Below are 14,769 nucleotides of genomic sequence, written 5' to 3'. Positions count from 1 at the left end.
CTTCTGCTCGGCTGCTGGTGGTCTGGGTTGGGGTCAGCGGTTCCCGGCCGGCGCTTGCTGCCGCCACCGGCCCAGGAGTCCCCCGGACTTCTTCCGGCCGGGCACATCGGTCCGGGCAAAGGACAAGAGTACACCGACGGCGGCCAGGGTGACCGTCAGCGCGGAGCCGCCGTAGGAGATGAACGGCAGGGGCACTCCGATCACCGGAAGCAGGCCGGTGACCACCGCGATGTTCACGAACGCCTGGCCGATAATCCACACCATGATGGAACCGGCGAGGATGCGCACGAAGAGGGAATCCTGGCGCATCACGGTGCGCACCAGGGCAATGGCCAGGACGCCGAACAGCGCCAGGATGACGGTAGTGCCGAGCAGGCCCAGCTCTTCGCCGATGATGGCGAAAATGTAGTCGTTGTGGGCTTCCGGAATCCAGTTGTATTTTTGCCGGCTCTGTCCCAGTCCCACGCCCCACCAGCCGCCGGAGGCGAGTGCGAAGAGCCCGTTGCATGACTGCATGTTCAGCCCGGTCGTCGCTTCACAGCTCTGGTCCGTCCACATGAGGATGCGGCCCATGCGGTTGGGGCTGACCACCACGAGCAGCAGCACCAGCGCGCCGGCCCCCAGTCCGGCCACGCCGAACAGCTTCAGCGGTGCGCCGGCGAAAAACAGTCCGCCGGCGATGATGAGCATCAGGATCATCGCGGTGCCCAGGTCGTTGCCGAGCAGCACCGGGCCGACCACGAGGAGGGCACCGGGCACGACCACCGGGATCAGCAGGTGCTTCCATTGGCCCAGCAGCCGCTCCTTGGCCGCCAGCACCGTTGCCATCCACAGGGACATGCCCAGCTTGGCCACTTCCGACGGCTGCAGGGAAACGTTGCCGGGGAAATGGATCCAGTTGCGGTTGCCGCCGACGGATTCGCCCAGCGGGGTAAACACCAGCAGCAGCAGGAGCACCGACACCGCGAGGCCGGGCCAGGCGAGCTTCCGGTAGGTGGAGACCTTCCACCGCGAGAGGACCAGCATCGCGGTGACCCCCAGGCCGGCGAACACGGCCTGCCGGATGAACAAGCTGAACGGCGAGGTTTCATCGGCGATCGATTCCACCGCGGACGACGACAGCACCATCAGCAGGCCGATGGCCGTCAGGGCCAGCGCGGAGCCCAGGATCAGGTAGTAGCTGGCCCCGCTGGACCGCGTGCCGGTGCCCTGGATGCGGTCCAGCAGGTCGGTGCCTCGCTGCCGGAGCTCGCGCAACCGGCCTTCGGGGGCGGGCTTCGTGCCGGGAGCGGCGTGTCCGCGGGCAGCGGCGTGGGCCGGTGTCCGGCTTCCGCTGCGGGTGGTGGCCATTACTGCTCCTTAGTCGACGGTGCCTGTCCCTCTCCGTACCGGCGGACTGCTTCCATGTACGCATTGCCCCGGTGGGCGTAGGACGTGAACCGGTCCATCGAGGCGGCTGCCGGCGCCATCAGCACGGTGTCCCCGCCGGCGGCGATGCCCGCTGCCGCTTCCACGGCCGCCGCCATCACGGTTTCGCCGTCTGTGTCCTCCGCCTCCGGGGCGCTGTTTCCAGTGTCTCCCGGGTGCGCGTGGACGACCGGAACATCCGGTGCGTGTCGCTGCAGCGAGGCCAGGAGGGCGGTGTTGTCCCTGCCGATCAGCACCACCGCTTTCAGCCTGCGCGCGTGGTCGGCGATCAGCTCGTCGTAGCTGACGCCCTTGGACAGCCCCCCGGCGATCCACACTACCGAGGAGAACGACGCCAGCGAGGCCGAAGCCGCGTGCGGGTTCGTCGCCTTGGAGTCATTGACCCAGAGCACGCCGGCGTGCTCCAGCACCTTTTGGATCCGGTGTGCCCCGGGATCGAACCGCCGCAGTCCTTCGCGGACCGCGGCCGGTTCCACGCCGTACGCCCGGACCAGGGCGGCGGCGGCCAGGGCGTTGGCCACCTGGTGCCGGGGCGCCGGGTCACCCAGGTCGCCGAGGCCGGCCAGTTCGGTTGCGGAGTCCCGGCGTTCTTCGATGTAGGCCCGGTCCACGAGCAGGTTCTCCACGACGCCGACCATGCTGACCGCCGGCATTCCGGTCGTGAAGCCGATTGCCCGGCAGCCCTCGACGACGTCGGCCTCCTCGACCATCTCCTCGGTCTCGCGCTGCTCGGCGTTGTAGACGCACGCGATCCTGGTCCGCTCGTAAATCCTGGCCTTGTCGGCCAGGTATGCCTCATAGGTCCCGTGCCAGTCCACGTGGTCTTCGGCCACGTTGAGTACCACGGAGGCCAGCGGGGACATGGTGTGGGTCCAGTGCAGCTGGAAGCTCGACAGCTCGACGGCGATGACGTCGTAGCCGATGGGATCACGCACCGCGTCCAGGATGGGCGTGCCGACGTTGCCGGCGGCGATGGCGCGCAGCCCGGCCGCCTGCAGCATGGATTCGGCCATCCCCACCGTCGTGGTCTTGCCGTTCGTACCGGTGATGGCCAGCCATTCGGCGGTGCGCCGGCCTGCGCGTTCGCGCACCCGCCACGCCAGTTCAACGTCGCCCCAGATGGGAATCCCCGCGTCCGCCGCGGCGGCCAGCAGCGGTGTCCGCGGCTGCCAGCCCGGCGAGGTGACCACCAGTTCGGCCGGCTCCCCGCCGACGTCGGGCAGTGCGCCGGTGTGCTCTTCACCCAGCAGGACCTGCCGGGCCCCGACGATCTTCAACGTATCGGCCTTGGCCCGGTTTTCCGCCGTGTCCCTGCCGTCCACGACGACGACGGCGGCGCCCAGTTCGATCAGCGTGTCGGCCGCGGAGAATCCCGACAGCCCGATCCCGGCGACCACCACGCGCAGCCCGGACCAATCCGCGTCCCAGGAGGTGAGTGCGTCCAGCCGGCTCATGAGCCCAGCACCCATTCGGCGTAGAAGATGCCCAGCGCGGCCGCCACGCACAGCCCGGCGATGATCCAGAAGCGCACGACGACGGTGACTTCGGCCCACCCCTTGAGCTCGAAGTGGTGCTGCAGCGGGGCCATCTTGAAGACGCGTTTGCCGCCGCTGAGCTTGAAGTAGACCACTTGGATGATCACGGACAGCGAGATGATCACGAACAGGCCCGCCATGACCACCAGCAGCAGCTGGCTGCGGGACAGGATGGCGAATCCGGCGATGGCGCCGCCGATCGCCAGCGATCCGGTGTCGCCCATGAAGATCTTGGCGGGCGCGGTGTTCCACCACAGGAACCCGATCAGCGCGCCGGCCATGGTTCCTGCCAGCAGCGCCAGGTCCAGCGGGTCGCGTACCTCGTAGCAGACCTCTCCGGGGACCTTGACCGAGCCGCAGCTCTGGTTGAACTGCCAGATCCCCATCAGCATGTAGGCGCCGCAGACCATCACCGATGCGCCCGCCGCGAGCCCGTCCAGCCCGTCGGTCAGGTTCACGCCGTTGGTGGCTGCGGTGACAATGACGTTCGACCAGATGATGAACAGGATAGTGCCGAGTACGGTGCCGCCGAAGGCGAGGTCCAGCCACGGGATGTCACGGGCGAAGGAGATGTTCATCGACGCCGGGGTGCGGCCCATATTGTCCGGGAAGTTCAGGGCCAGGACGGCAAAGAGGATGCCGACGATGCCCTGCAGCACGATCTTGGCCCAGGCCCGCAGCCCGAGGCTGCGCTGCTTGGAGATCTTGATGAAGTCGTCCAAGAAACCGACCAGCCCCATGCCGGCCATCAGCAGCATGAGGACGGCGGCGGAGACGGTGGGCCCGGAATGCGCTTCCCCGTTCATCATCCACATCATCAGGTGCGTGGCAAAGTAGGAGAGCATCACCGCGGCCACGATGACCACGCCGCCCATGGTGGGCGTTCCGCGCTTGGTGTGGTGCGCCGTCGGGCCGTCGTCGCGGATGAACTGGCCGTAGCCTCTCCGCACCAAGAGCTTGATGAACAAGGGCGTGCCGAGCAGGGACAGGACCAGCGCCAGGGCAGAGCCGATCAGCAGGGCTATCACTGCGCCTGGCCTTCCTGTTGGGTTTCGGGTCTGCGCGCTGCAGCCGCCGCGGGGCCGTCCGTCGACGGATTTCCTAATGCTATCCGGTCGCCCAGGAACCGCAGCCCGGACGAGTTGGAGGACTTGAACAGCACCAGGTCGCCCGGTTCCAGTTTCTCCTCGAGCACCCGGCGGGCCTCCTCGGGCGTGGCGACCCAGAGCGATTCGTCGCCCCAGGAGCCTTCCAGCACGGCGGCGTTGTGCATGGCCTTGGCTCCCTCTCCCACCACGATCAGGTGGGAGATGTTCAGCCGGACCACAATCCGCCCGATCGCGTCGTGGGCCTGCACGGAGTCTTCGCCCAGTTCCAGCATTTCGCCCAGCACCGCCCAAGTGCGGCGGCCGCGGCCGAGTTCGGCCAGCGTGCGCAGCGCTGCCCGCATGGATTCGGGGTTGGCGTTGTAGGCGTCGTTGATCACCGTGACGCCGTCGGCGCGCTCGGTGCGTTCCATCCGCCAGCGGCTGGCGGGGCCGGCCCCGTTCAGGCCGGCGGTGATGGTTTCCGCCGGCACGCCCAGCGCCCAGGCGGCGCCGGCGGCGGCCAGCAGGTTGGTCACGTGGTGGATGCCGATCAGCCCGGAGGTTACCGGGTGCTCGGAGCCGTCCGGGAAGCGGAGCGTGAATTCGGGGTGCCCGTCGTCGTTGACGCGGGCGCCGCGGGCCCGCAGCAACGGCGCGGTACTCCCGTCGGGCAGGGTGAAGTCGTCGTCGGAGCTGAAGTACAGAATGCGGGCCCGGGTGCGCGCCGACATGGCCCGGACGCGGGGATCGTCGGCATTGAGCACCACGGTACCGCCGGCCGGCACGGCCTCGGCCAGCTCGCCCTTCGCGATCGCGATGTTGTCCACGCCGCCGAATTCCCCTGCGTGGGCGGTCCCGACTCCCAGCACCACGCCGACGCCGGGGTTGACCATGTCCGTCAGGTACCGGATGTGGCCAATGCCGGTGGCGCCCATTTCCACGACCAGATAGCGGGTGTCGAAGTCCGCGGCGAACACCGTCAGCGGGACGCCGACCTCGCCGTTGTAGGAGCCGATCGGGGCCACGGTGGGCGCGGTTCGGCGCAGGATCCCCGCGAGCAGGTCCTTGGTGGTGGTCTTGCCGGCGCTGCCGGTGATGCCCACGACCTCGAGTCCCGCGGCGGCGCGCAGCCGTGCCACGATGGCCGCGGCGACGGCGCCCATGGCCAGCACGGCGTCCGCCACCACGATCTGCGGCAGGAGGCGGCCGGTCGGGTCGGAGACCTCGCGTTCGGTCAGCGCCAGCACGGCACCGGCTTCGAAGGCCGCGGCGACGTAGAAATGCCCGTCTGCGGTCTCGCCCGGCTTGGCCACGAACAGGCCGCCGGGCTCAATTTCGCGGGAGTCTGTGGTGGCGGAACTCACGGTGATGCCGCCGGTGTCCCCCGTGGCACCGACGGGTTCCCCAACGATCCGTCCGCCGGTAATCGCCGCTATATCGGCTGCAGTTAGTTCAATCATGACGATCTAGGACTCTACCGCGTTCGGGGAGAGCACTTCGAATCCGTGCCGGTGCAGGGCCGCGCGCAGTTCCTCCCGGTCGTCGAGGGCCAGGTTCTGGCCGTTGACCTCCTGCCAGACCTCATGGCCGCGGCCGGCGACGAGGACCGTGTCACGGGGCGCCGCCAGGGCCACGGCCCGCTCGATGGCCTCCGCACGGGGGAAGACTTCGATAATGTCGGCCGGGAGTTGCTCCCGTTCGACCGCGGCGCGTGCGCCGGACAGCACATCCGCGCGGATGCGGGCGGCGTCCTCGCCGTGCGGGTCGTCGTCGCTGACGATGACGACGTCGGCGAGCCGGGCGGCGATCGCCCCCATCAGCGGGCGCTTGGTTTGATCGCGTTCCCCGGTGGCTCCGAACACCACGATCACGCGTGACCCGGGGTCGGGACGGCGCACCGAGGCCAGAGTCCGCTCGAGCGCGTCGGGATTGTGAGCGAAGTCAACGATCGCCGCCGGGTTGCCGCTGAGCACCTGCATCCGGCCGGGAACCTCCACGGTCAGCGGATCCGCCCTGTCGAGCGCCTGCTGGAGCCGCACCGGAGGCGTGCCGGAGGCCGCCACCATCACCACGGCCAGCGCGGCGTTGGAGATGTTGAACGAGCCGGGCAACCCGGTGTGCAGCCGCAGCACCACGCCGTCGGGCCCGTGCAGTTCAAACCGGTGCCCCAGGCCCTCACGGACCGGGTTGCGGACGGACCAGTCGGCGCTGCCGCCCTGGGTGGCCAGGGTGGCCACCGGGACTCCGGCGGACCGGGCCTGGCCGGCGAGCCGGCGGCCCCAGTCGTCGTCGACGCAGACGACGGCGTGGCCGGACCGCTCCGGGCTGAACAGGCGGGCCTTGGTCTCGAAGTACTCGTCCATGCTCCCGTGCAGGTCCAGGTGGTCCTGGGTGAGATTGGTGAAGCCGGCCACGTCGAACCGGACGGCATCGACCCGCCGGAAGGAAATGGCATGCGAGGAGACCTCCATGGCCGCCGCGTCCAGCCCGCGTTCGCGCATCAGGGCCAGCAACCCGTGCACCTCGGGCGATTCCGGCGTGGTCAGGGCGCTGGGAATCGGTTCGGAACCGGCCGTGATCTCGATGGTTCCGATCAGTCCGGTGCTGAGGCCCAGCGCCTCCAGCAGGGACTTGATGAAGTAGGTGGTGGTGGTCTTGCCGTTGGTTCCGGTGACGCCAAACAGCGCCGGCGCCTGTCCGCCAGCCGGCTGGCTGCGGTAGACGGCGGCCGCCAGCGGCCCCACGAGTGCGCGCAGGTCCCGCGACCGCAGCACGGGCAGGCCCGGAGCCAGGCCGGCTGCCCGCCGGGCGCCGTCGTCGTCGGTCAGGATGGCCGCCGCTCCGGCCGCTTCGGCCTGGGCGGCGAAGTCGGCGCCGTGCCGGCGGGCTCCGGGCAGGCCGACATACAGGTCCCCCGGCTCGACGGAACGCGAATCTATGGTGATGCCGGTAAAGGTCAGGTCCTCCGACCCCGGGCCGCCCTCGGGTACGGGAAGCCCGCGGTGCTGCAGCATGCCGCTCAGCGCCGCCAGCCGGACCGGCCTGACCGTTGGGGGCCGCAAGGGCGAGGCGGACCGGTGGGGCTGCTCGGCAGTGGAACTCACATATTCTCCAGGTTGGCTCATTCCAGCGGCAGGTCGACCCGTTTGCTGGTGGACGGCGGCACGTCGTAGGCGTTGAGGACCTGCGTCATGACCTTCTTGAACGTCGGTCCGGCCGACAGCGTCAGCACCCCGCCCTGCGGCCGCTGAATGGTCGCCACGACGACGAACTGCGGATCCTCCATCGGGGCGATGCCGGCCATCGAAATGGTGTAGCCGCTGAATCCCCCGTCGGCGGCCGGTGCTTCGGCTGTACCGGTCTTGACCCCGATCCGATACTCCTTAATGTTACCGGGCTTGCCGCTGTGGTACTTCGAGTTGGTTTCCAGCATGTCCTGCACCAGGTTGGCGGTCTTCTTGGAAACCGCCCGGCTGCCCTTCTCGACCGGCACCTCGTGCTCGGTGCCGTTCGGATCGATATATGCGTCGATCAGCCGCGGCTGCATCAGCACGCCGTTGTTGGCGATGGTCCCGAAGGCCACGGCGGTGTGGAGGGCCGTCTGAGCGAGGCCCTGGCCGAAGAGGACGGTGAACTCCTGCCGCCCGTCCCACGTCTCCGGCTCGGCCAGCAGGCCGGCGGTGGCGCCGTTGATGCCGATGTCGAAGCGCTGGCCGATGCCGAACTTCCGCAAGTAGTCGTAGCGCTGCTGCCGCGTCAACTGCTGCCCGATCATGGTGGTGCCGGTATTGAGCGACTGCGCGAAGATGCCGGCCGTGGTGCGCGTCAGGGTGCCGTGCGGTGTCGCGTCCTGGAACGTCTGGCCGTTGACCGTGTACTTGGGCGGGATGGTGTATCGCGACGCCGGGGTCGTGATGCCCTCTTCGATCGCGGCTGCCATGGTGATCATCTTGGTAGTGGACCCCGGCTCGAAGGCGCGTGTCACAGCCATCGACTGCCGTTCGCTATCCGGAGTGGCGCCCGGGTCATTGGGGTCCACCGTCGTGGAGTCCGCCAGCGCAATCAGGTCGCCGGTCTTGGCATTGAGGACGACGACGGTACCGTAGTCGGCGCCGTAATCCCGCACGGTCTCGGCGATGACTTCCTGGGCGTACCACTGGATGTCGGTATTGAGGGTCAGTCGCACGCTTTGGCCATCCACGGCCGGGACTTCTTCGTAGGTGCCGACCGGTATGCGGATGCCGTCGGCGCCGATTTCGTAGGTCTTCGTGCCCGGCGTCCCGGAGAGGACGTCGTTCTGCGAGGCCTCGATGCCTTCGAGCGGCACGCCATCCGACCGCATGAATCCGACCACCGAGCCGGCCACCGCCCCTGCCGGGTAGTTGCGGATGGTGGTCGCGCGCGCGGACAGCCCGGGAAAGGCCAGCTCCTCGATCTTCTGCTGGACTTCCGGGGTGACCGACTTGGCCACGTAATTAAAGGGCTTGTCGCCGGTGACCGCTTTGGTGACGGTCTCCACGTCCTGGCCCAGGATGCCGGCCAGCTCGGCGATGGCGTCGGCGATCTTGACGTCCTCGGACTTTTGGCTGATCGGATCGAACCGGGTGTAGTCCTCGACCAGCCGCTGGTCCACCACCACGTCGAACCGCTGCACGCTGCGGGCGAGCACGTTGTTGTTGGCGTCCAGGATCTCGCCGCGGAGCGCGGGCAGGTCGACGGTGCGCAGGCGCTTGTCCACCGCCGCCTGGGCCATGCCGGCGGTGTCCAGCCCCTGCAGCTGGAACAGACGGGCCCCGAGAATGACCAGCAGGATCAGCACCATCGCCAGCCCGGCCCGGAGCCTCCTGGTAGCCCTCGCCGTGCGGTTGGGGTGCTGCCGGTCGGCTGTTGGTGCTGCCACAGGTACCTCGTTTGCGTTGCCGGGCGATTACTGGCCTGTCTGTTGCTTCGGCGCCGGGATGCTGCCGCCGTTCAGCTGCTTTTCGGCGGGTTTCGGTGCCGCGCCTTCTTCTGCACCGGCTTCAGCAGCGGCAGCAGGTTTCGCCGGTTCCTTCGCCGCCGCGGGGGCGCCGTCCTTCTGACCGGCTTCATCCTTCGCGGCCGGCTTCTGGACCGGATTTTCCGGCTGGGCCACCAACAGCTCCGGGGCTGCGCCTGGTTCCGCCGCCTTCGGCTTCCCGGTGACCTTCTGGCTCTCCAGATTGATGGAGCCGACCGACGGAGACGTTACCATCCCCAATTCTGCCGCCTTCGCGGCAAGATTCTGGGGAGCCTGGTGGTTTTCGAGTTGCTGTGTCAGTTTTTCGTTCGCCTGGGCCAGGGAGACCTGCTCGTTGCGCAGCTCCACCAGTTTGTACTGCCCGCTGGAGACCGAGATGTTCAGCATCAGGACGCTGCCGAGCGCGAGCACCAGAACCGTGAAGCAGAACAGGGCGAACGGCACGCGCTTGCGCGTCGGGCTGTTGGGTACGACGGAGAGCGGGGTGCGGCGGGGGGCCTGCCGGGGCGCCGCTGCGGGACCTCGGACCGGCACGGCACTGCCGTGCACGTACTGATGCTGGTCGGGACGGGCCGCGTGGGCACTGGCACTCATTTTGCGCTCCTGTTCCGGATCCGTTCTACCGCCCGCAGCTTGGCCGACGCCGCCCGCGGGTTTTCTGCAATCTCTGCCGCCGTCGGCACTTCGGTGCCCTTGGTCAGGGTCTTCAGCTGCGGCTTGTGTTCTTCCAGCTCGACGGGGAACCCGCGGGGTGCGGATGACTTCGAGAGCTGTCCGAAAACGGCCTTGGTGATCTTGTCCTCCAGCGAGTGGTAGGACATCACGACGATCCGGCCGCCCAGCGCCAGCACGTCGATGGCGGCCGGCAAGGCCCGCTCGAGCACGTCCAGCTCCTCGTTGACCTCGATCCGCAGTGCCTGGAAGGTGCGTTTCGCCGGATGGCCGCCGGTCCGCGCCGCAGCAGCCGGCACGACCTTGCGGATCGCGTCCACGAGTTGGCCCGTGGTGGTCAGCGGGGCCTCGTCGCGGGCTGCCACAATGCTGGAGGCGATGCGTCCGGCGAACTTCTCTTCGCCCCAGCGCCGGATGATGCGCACCAGGTCCGCCTCGGCATACGTGTTGACAATGTCCGCGGCAGTCATGCCCCGGCTGGTGTCCATCCGCATGTCCAGGGGCGCGTCGTAGGAATAGGCGAAGCCGCGGTCCCGCTCGTCCAGCTGGAGCGAGGAGACGCCCAGGTCGAACAGCGCGCCGTCGATCTGGCCGACGCCGAGGTCGTCAACCGCGTCGGCGATCTCGTCGTACACCGCGTGAACCAGATCGGTGCGCTCCGCGAAGCGGCGCAGCCGCTCTCCGGCCAACGCCAGCGCCTGTTCGTCCCGGTCGATCCCGATCAGATGCAGCTGCGGAAAACGCTGCAGCAAGGCCTCCGAATGCCCGCCCATGCCGAGCGTCGCATCGACGACGACGGCGCGGCCGCGTTCGGCCACCGCACGTTCGACGGCCGGGGCGAGCAGGTTGATGCAGCGGTCGCGGAGCACCGGAATGTGGCGCTCCCCTGCCGGCCGCTCGCTGTTCATCCTGAAGCCTTCTTTCCTGCTGGTGCCCGGGACCGGTTGGTCGCTGGAGTCTTTAAGTCCGAAAGTCCTTGAACCAGATCCCCATCCGCGCCTGGCCTGTCCCGCCTGGCTCCGGGGAAGGTGAGCCAGGTTGGACCTGCCGGGCGGCTGGAGATCTCATCCAAGAACGTTCGTGCCGCGTGTGCTGTTTGTCGTCCCGGGGTCAAAAGACTCCGGGCAATACGTCTTCGTCTGTTTCGGAGAAGGCGGTTTCCTGCTCCTGGAGGTAGTCGTCCCAGGCCCGGGCATCCCAGATCTCAGCGCGGGTTCCCGCACCGATGACCGCCAGCTCCCGGTCCAGCCCTGCATAGGTCCGCAGTGCCGGCGGGATGGTGACCCGGCCCTGCTTATCCGGAACTTCGTCAGAGGCTCCTGACAGAAAGACGCGAATGTAGTCACGGGCGTGGCGGGAAGATATCGGAGCCTTCCGCATCTCCTCGTGAACCCGCTCGAATTCCTTCTGGCTGAAGACGTAGATGCAACGCTCCTGGCCTCTCGTCAGGACGAGTCCATCGGCAAGCTCCTCGCGGAACTTTGCGGGAAGTATCAGGCGCCCCTTCTCGTCGAGCCGCGGCGAGTGTGTCCCGAGGAACATCGCCACCGCCCTGCCGATTGGAGGAGACCGTCGCCCCCTGCGTCACCACTACCCTCTTATGTCCTCCACTTTACTCCACATCACGCCACAGTCAACTACTTCCGGCCCCTTTTGTAGCTGGAAATGTTCGGCGCCCTCCGCGTGGGGGCGCGGAAGCAGGCGGGTGGAGCAGAGTGGAGGGAAAGTGGAGGGCCTGGGGAAGCCCGGCAGTAGAAGTTTCCTGTTGGATCGCGTCCAGGCCGGCCGATGCGGCCGTTGCGCCGGGAAACGGGCCGGATCCGGCCCACACGGGGTCTTTAAACACGAAAAGACCCGACGTTTGACGGGTCTTGCCTTCGTGCCTTTCGGCCGCTAGCCGCCGGGTGGGGCGAAGTGGAGGAGCCTCAACGGCTGCTCCGGCGGCCGGGTCTTATGTCAGCGGTCTTCGCCGTGATGCCGCTCGTCCCACCGCTCCTCGAGGCTGGCCATGAAGCCGCCCTTCGATGAGGAAGTCTGCCTGGTGCCGGTCGCCCGCGGCGACCCTGCCCCGGCGCGACGCGTGGTGGCCCAGTAGACGCCGGCACCCATGATGACGAATCCCAGGACTCCGACGGCGATGATCTGGCTGAGGATGCCGGTGAGCAGGACCAGGATTCCGGCAATCGCGACGAGTGAGCCCACGACGATGTGGCGCGTCGACAACGATCGGCCGCTGGCCGATTCCATGTGGCTGGCAAACTTCGGGTCATCAGCATGCAACTGCTGCTCCAGTTGTTCCAGCAGCCGCTGTTCATGCTCTGAGAGTGGCATCTGAGCCTCCTTTGTTCCAGTCCCCCAAGGGTGCATAGCGTACAACGAACTCCGCGGGACAAGAGTTCCTGAAACCAACCGGAACCGAATTGACCTCTGCTACTAAGAATAGAGCGCAAAGCCTGCAATCAAAAGCCACGATGACCCACCTGTGATCCCACCCGCCCCGATTTCACGCACCCTGGCCCCGGCCCGGCCGGCGGCGGGATTCCGGGCCCTGCTCCGCCGGCTTGCGGGGCCCGGACTTCAGCAGCGAGGCAGGCACAATCCCCGCGCCGCCGAACTTCCGGTTCACCTCGTCCAGGGCCTGTTCGGCGCTGTGCCACGTGTCTTCGTGGCCGTCGAAGCTCAACTGCTGGCCGCCCCGGCCGGCGTCCTCCAACTGCTCCGCCCGCAACCCGATGAGCCGGACCGCCTGCGGCCGCTCGCCGAGGGCCGACAAAAGCGCCGCAGCGGCGGCCTGCAACTGCTGGGCGCTGTTCGAGGGCGCCGGCAGCTTCCGTGACCGGTTCAAGGTGGTGAAGTCGGAATACCTGAGTTTCAACGCTATGGTTCCGGCGCGCATGTTCCCGGCGCGGAGCCTGGCGGCCGTCCGGTAGGCCAGCCGCAGGAGCTCGCGCTCGAGCACCTCGTCGTCGTCGACGTCCTTTTCGAAGGTTTCTTCGGCACCTATGCTTTTCTCCACCCGTTCAGGGGTGACCGCCCGGTCGTCCATTCCCCAGGCCAGCCGATGGACGTGGTCGCCGGTGGCTCCCAGGACGCGGTGCAGCGCCGCGGGCGGCGTGTGTGCCACATCGGCAACGGTACGGATGCCAAGGCGGGCCAGGACCTCCCGCGTCTTGGCGCCGACTCCCCACAGGGCGCCCACCGGCAGGGAATGCAGGAAGTCGACCGTCTCGGCCTCGGGTATGAGCAGCAGGCCGTCCGGCTTGGCGTGCGTGGAGGCTATCTTGGCCACGAACTTGGTCGTGGCGATGCCCACCGTCGCGGTCAGTCCCAGCTCGGCCGAGATCCTACGGCGGATCAGCGCGCCGATCTCCAGCGGTTCGCCCAGCCGCCGGCGGGCACCGGCCACATCGAGGAAGGCTTCGTCGACGCTGAGCGGTTCCACGTACGGCGTGATTTCCCGGAAGATCGCCATGATCCGGGTCGAGGCCTGCTGGTACTTGCCGTGGCTGGGTTCAATGATGAGCGCCTGCGGGCACAGCATGCGGGCCCGTGCCATCGGCATCGCCGAGCGGACACCGTATTTGCGGGCCTCGTACGACGCCGAGAGCACCACCGCCCGGCCCGAGGCGGATCCCACGATGACCGGCTTCCCGACCAGCTCCGGCCGCTCCAGCAACTCCACACCCACGAAAAAGGCGTCCATGTCCACGTGGAGAATGGTGCAGTTGTGCTGGTCCGGGGAGGTCACAGCACTATCGTAGGCTGGCTGCCGCCTGCGGTGCCGCCGAAGCTGCGGGCGGGCGGCCCGGCGGCCCGGCCGGATTGTCTAGACTGGCTGCAGACATCAGTACCACCGCGAGGAGCTCCGCCGCATGCTGTACCGCCCTGACGAATCCCTCCCCGCACGGGCAGACCGGAGGTAACGGCATGGAACCCTCTGCGACCACAACGAGCGCGGCGGAACAGGAAGACTTCCGGCAGGCCGTGGCCGGATTGCTCCGGGAGTTCCTGGCCGGACAGAAGGACCTGCTGCAGGATGCGGCTCCGGACGCGGCACCGCTGGTGGAGGCCATCACCGACCTCACCGCGGGCGGCAAGCGCCTCCGGGCGCTGTTGGCCTACTGGGGCTGGCGCGGGGCAGGGGGGTCCGTGCTCGCCGGCCAGGCCGTTCAGGCGGGAGTCGCGCTGGAGCTCTTCCAGGCCGCGGCACTGATCCACGACGACATCATCGACCGCTCGGACACCCGGCGGGGCAGCCCGAGCGTGCACCGGCGGTTCGAGCAGCAGCACCGGCTCAACGGCTGGGCGCTGGACGCCGAGCGCTACGGGCAGGCCGCCGCCCTGCTGGCCGGCGACCTCTGCCTGTCCCTCAGCGAAGAAGTCTTTGCCGGCATCGGGGCGGAGTCCGCGTCAGGAACGCCGGCCCGCGCGATTTTCAACCGCATGCGCGCGGAGGTCATGGCCGGGCAGTATCTGGACCTGCTGGAGGAAGCTGCCGGACCGGGGCGCCCGGCCGAAGCCGCCGTGGACCGCGCGCTGCAGATCCTCCGCTACAAGTCGGCCAAGTACTCCACCGTGCATCCCCTGAGCGTGGGCGGTGCGCTGGCCGGCGCTTCTACCGGCTTGCTGGAGGCCTACGAGGCATTCTCGCTGCCCTTGGGCGAGGCCTTCCAAATCCGCGACGACGTGCTGGGCGTGTTCGGCGATCCGGCCACCACCGGCAAGCCGGCCGGGGACGACCTGCGGGAAGGCAAACGCACGGTCCTGATTGCGCACACGCTCAACCACTGCACGCCGGCCGAACGCGCCCTGCTGGAGACCCGGCTGGGTTCACCGGAACTCTCGGACGCGGCGGTGGAAGAACTGCGGGACCTGATCACCGGCAGCGGCGCCTTGGCTGCCGCCGAGCAGATGATTGCCGACCGGACCGCCGCGGTCGAGGCGGCCCTGGCGGCCCTGCCGGTGGCCGACGGTGTGCGCCAGGCCCTGGGCATGCTGGCCGACGCAGCGGTGCGCCGCAGCGCCTGAGCCGGCAGCCCGGGGCCCG

At 68.4% G+C, this 14,769-nt stretch carries 12 protein-coding genes; 1 reads left to right on the top strand and 11 read right to left on the bottom strand.

Annotation, left to right across the window (positions count from 1 at the left end; translation table 11 throughout):
- Positions 1–33 precede the first annotated feature (33 nt).
- The 11 genes from ftsW to dinB all read right to left on the bottom strand — a co-directional run bounded on the left by ftsW (position 34) and on the right by dinB (position 13,470).
- Positions 34–1,350, bottom strand: a complete 1,317-nt coding sequence (gene ftsW / locus AC5RWG_RS00260; protein ID WP_494013807.1) for a putative lipid II flippase FtsW — start codon at positions 1,348–1,350, stop codon at positions 34–36.
- Positions 1,350–2,897, bottom strand: a complete 1,548-nt coding sequence (gene murD / locus AC5RWG_RS00255) for a UDP-N-acetylmuramoyl-L-alanine--D-glutamate ligase (protein WP_494013806.1) — start codon at positions 2,895–2,897, stop codon at positions 1,350–1,352. Before murD ends, ftsW begins: the two co-directional genes overlap by 1 nt.
- The gene (gene mraY, locus AC5RWG_RS00250) at positions 2,879–3,991 is read right to left on the bottom strand and encodes a phospho-N-acetylmuramoyl-pentapeptide-transferase (RefSeq protein WP_494013805.1); all 1,113 of its coding nucleotides are present in this window, start codon (positions 3,989–3,991) and stop codon (positions 2,879–2,881) included. Before mraY ends, murD begins: the two co-directional genes overlap by 19 nt.
- A complete protein-coding gene (locus AC5RWG_RS00245) occupies positions 3,988–5,511 on the bottom strand; it encodes a UDP-N-acetylmuramoyl-tripeptide--D-alanyl-D-alanine ligase (protein ID WP_494013804.1) in 1,524 nt (507 codons plus the stop codon). The genes mraY and AC5RWG_RS00245 overlap by 4 nt, the downstream gene beginning before the upstream one ends.
- Before the next feature lie 6 nt (positions 5,512–5,517).
- Positions 5,518–7,176, bottom strand: coding sequence for a UDP-N-acetylmuramoyl-L-alanyl-D-glutamate--2,6-diaminopimelate ligase (locus tag AC5RWG_RS00240; protein WP_494166206.1), 1,659 nt, complete (start codon positions 7,174–7,176; stop codon positions 5,518–5,520).
- Positions 7,173–8,951: a peptidoglycan D,D-transpeptidase FtsI family protein gene (locus tag AC5RWG_RS00235; RefSeq protein WP_494013802.1), complete on the bottom strand. Its 1,779-nt coding sequence runs from the start codon at positions 8,949–8,951 to the stop codon at positions 7,173–7,175. The genes AC5RWG_RS00240 and AC5RWG_RS00235 overlap by 4 nt, the downstream gene beginning before the upstream one ends.
- Before the next feature lie 27 nt (positions 8,952–8,978).
- Positions 8,979–9,644: a cell division protein FtsL gene (ftsL, locus tag AC5RWG_RS00230; RefSeq protein WP_494013801.1), complete on the bottom strand. Its 666-nt coding sequence runs from the start codon at positions 9,642–9,644 to the stop codon at positions 8,979–8,981.
- Positions 9,641–10,630 carry a 16S rRNA (cytosine(1402)-N(4))-methyltransferase RsmH gene (gene rsmH / locus AC5RWG_RS00225; protein WP_493999459.1) on the bottom strand — a complete coding sequence of 330 codons (990 nt, stop codon included), beginning with the start codon at positions 10,628–10,630 and terminating at the stop codon, positions 9,641–9,643. The genes ftsL and rsmH overlap by 4 nt, the downstream gene beginning before the upstream one ends.
- Before the next feature lie 202 nt (positions 10,631–10,832).
- Positions 10,833–11,264 (bottom strand): division/cell wall cluster transcriptional repressor MraZ, encoded by a 432-nt coding sequence (gene mraZ / locus AC5RWG_RS00220; protein WP_493987551.1) that lies wholly within the window; start codon positions 11,262–11,264, stop codon positions 10,833–10,835.
- A gap of 414 nt (positions 11,265–11,678) precedes the next feature.
- Entirely contained in the window at positions 11,679–12,053 is a 375-nt protein-coding gene (locus AC5RWG_RS00215; protein ID WP_493999458.1) for an SCO2097 family morphological protein, read from the bottom strand.
- A 172-nt stretch (positions 12,054–12,225) separates the two neighbouring features.
- Positions 12,226–13,470: a DNA polymerase IV gene (gene dinB / locus AC5RWG_RS00210; RefSeq protein ID WP_494013800.1), complete on the bottom strand. Its 1,245-nt coding sequence runs from the start codon at positions 13,468–13,470 to the stop codon at positions 12,226–12,228.
- A 179-nt stretch (positions 13,471–13,649) separates the two neighbouring features.
- On the opposite strand from dinB, the gene AC5RWG_RS00205 reads away from it, so the two are divergent.
- Positions 13,650–14,750: a polyprenyl synthetase family protein gene (locus tag AC5RWG_RS00205; RefSeq protein ID WP_493999457.1), complete on the top strand. Its 1,101-nt coding sequence runs from the start codon at positions 13,650–13,652 to the stop codon at positions 14,748–14,750.
- Positions 14,751–14,769 lie beyond the last annotated feature (19 nt).

This window comes from Arthrobacter sp. Y3221160 (assembly GCF_059092585.1).
This window is presented reverse-complemented; position numbering and strand designations above follow the sequence as displayed.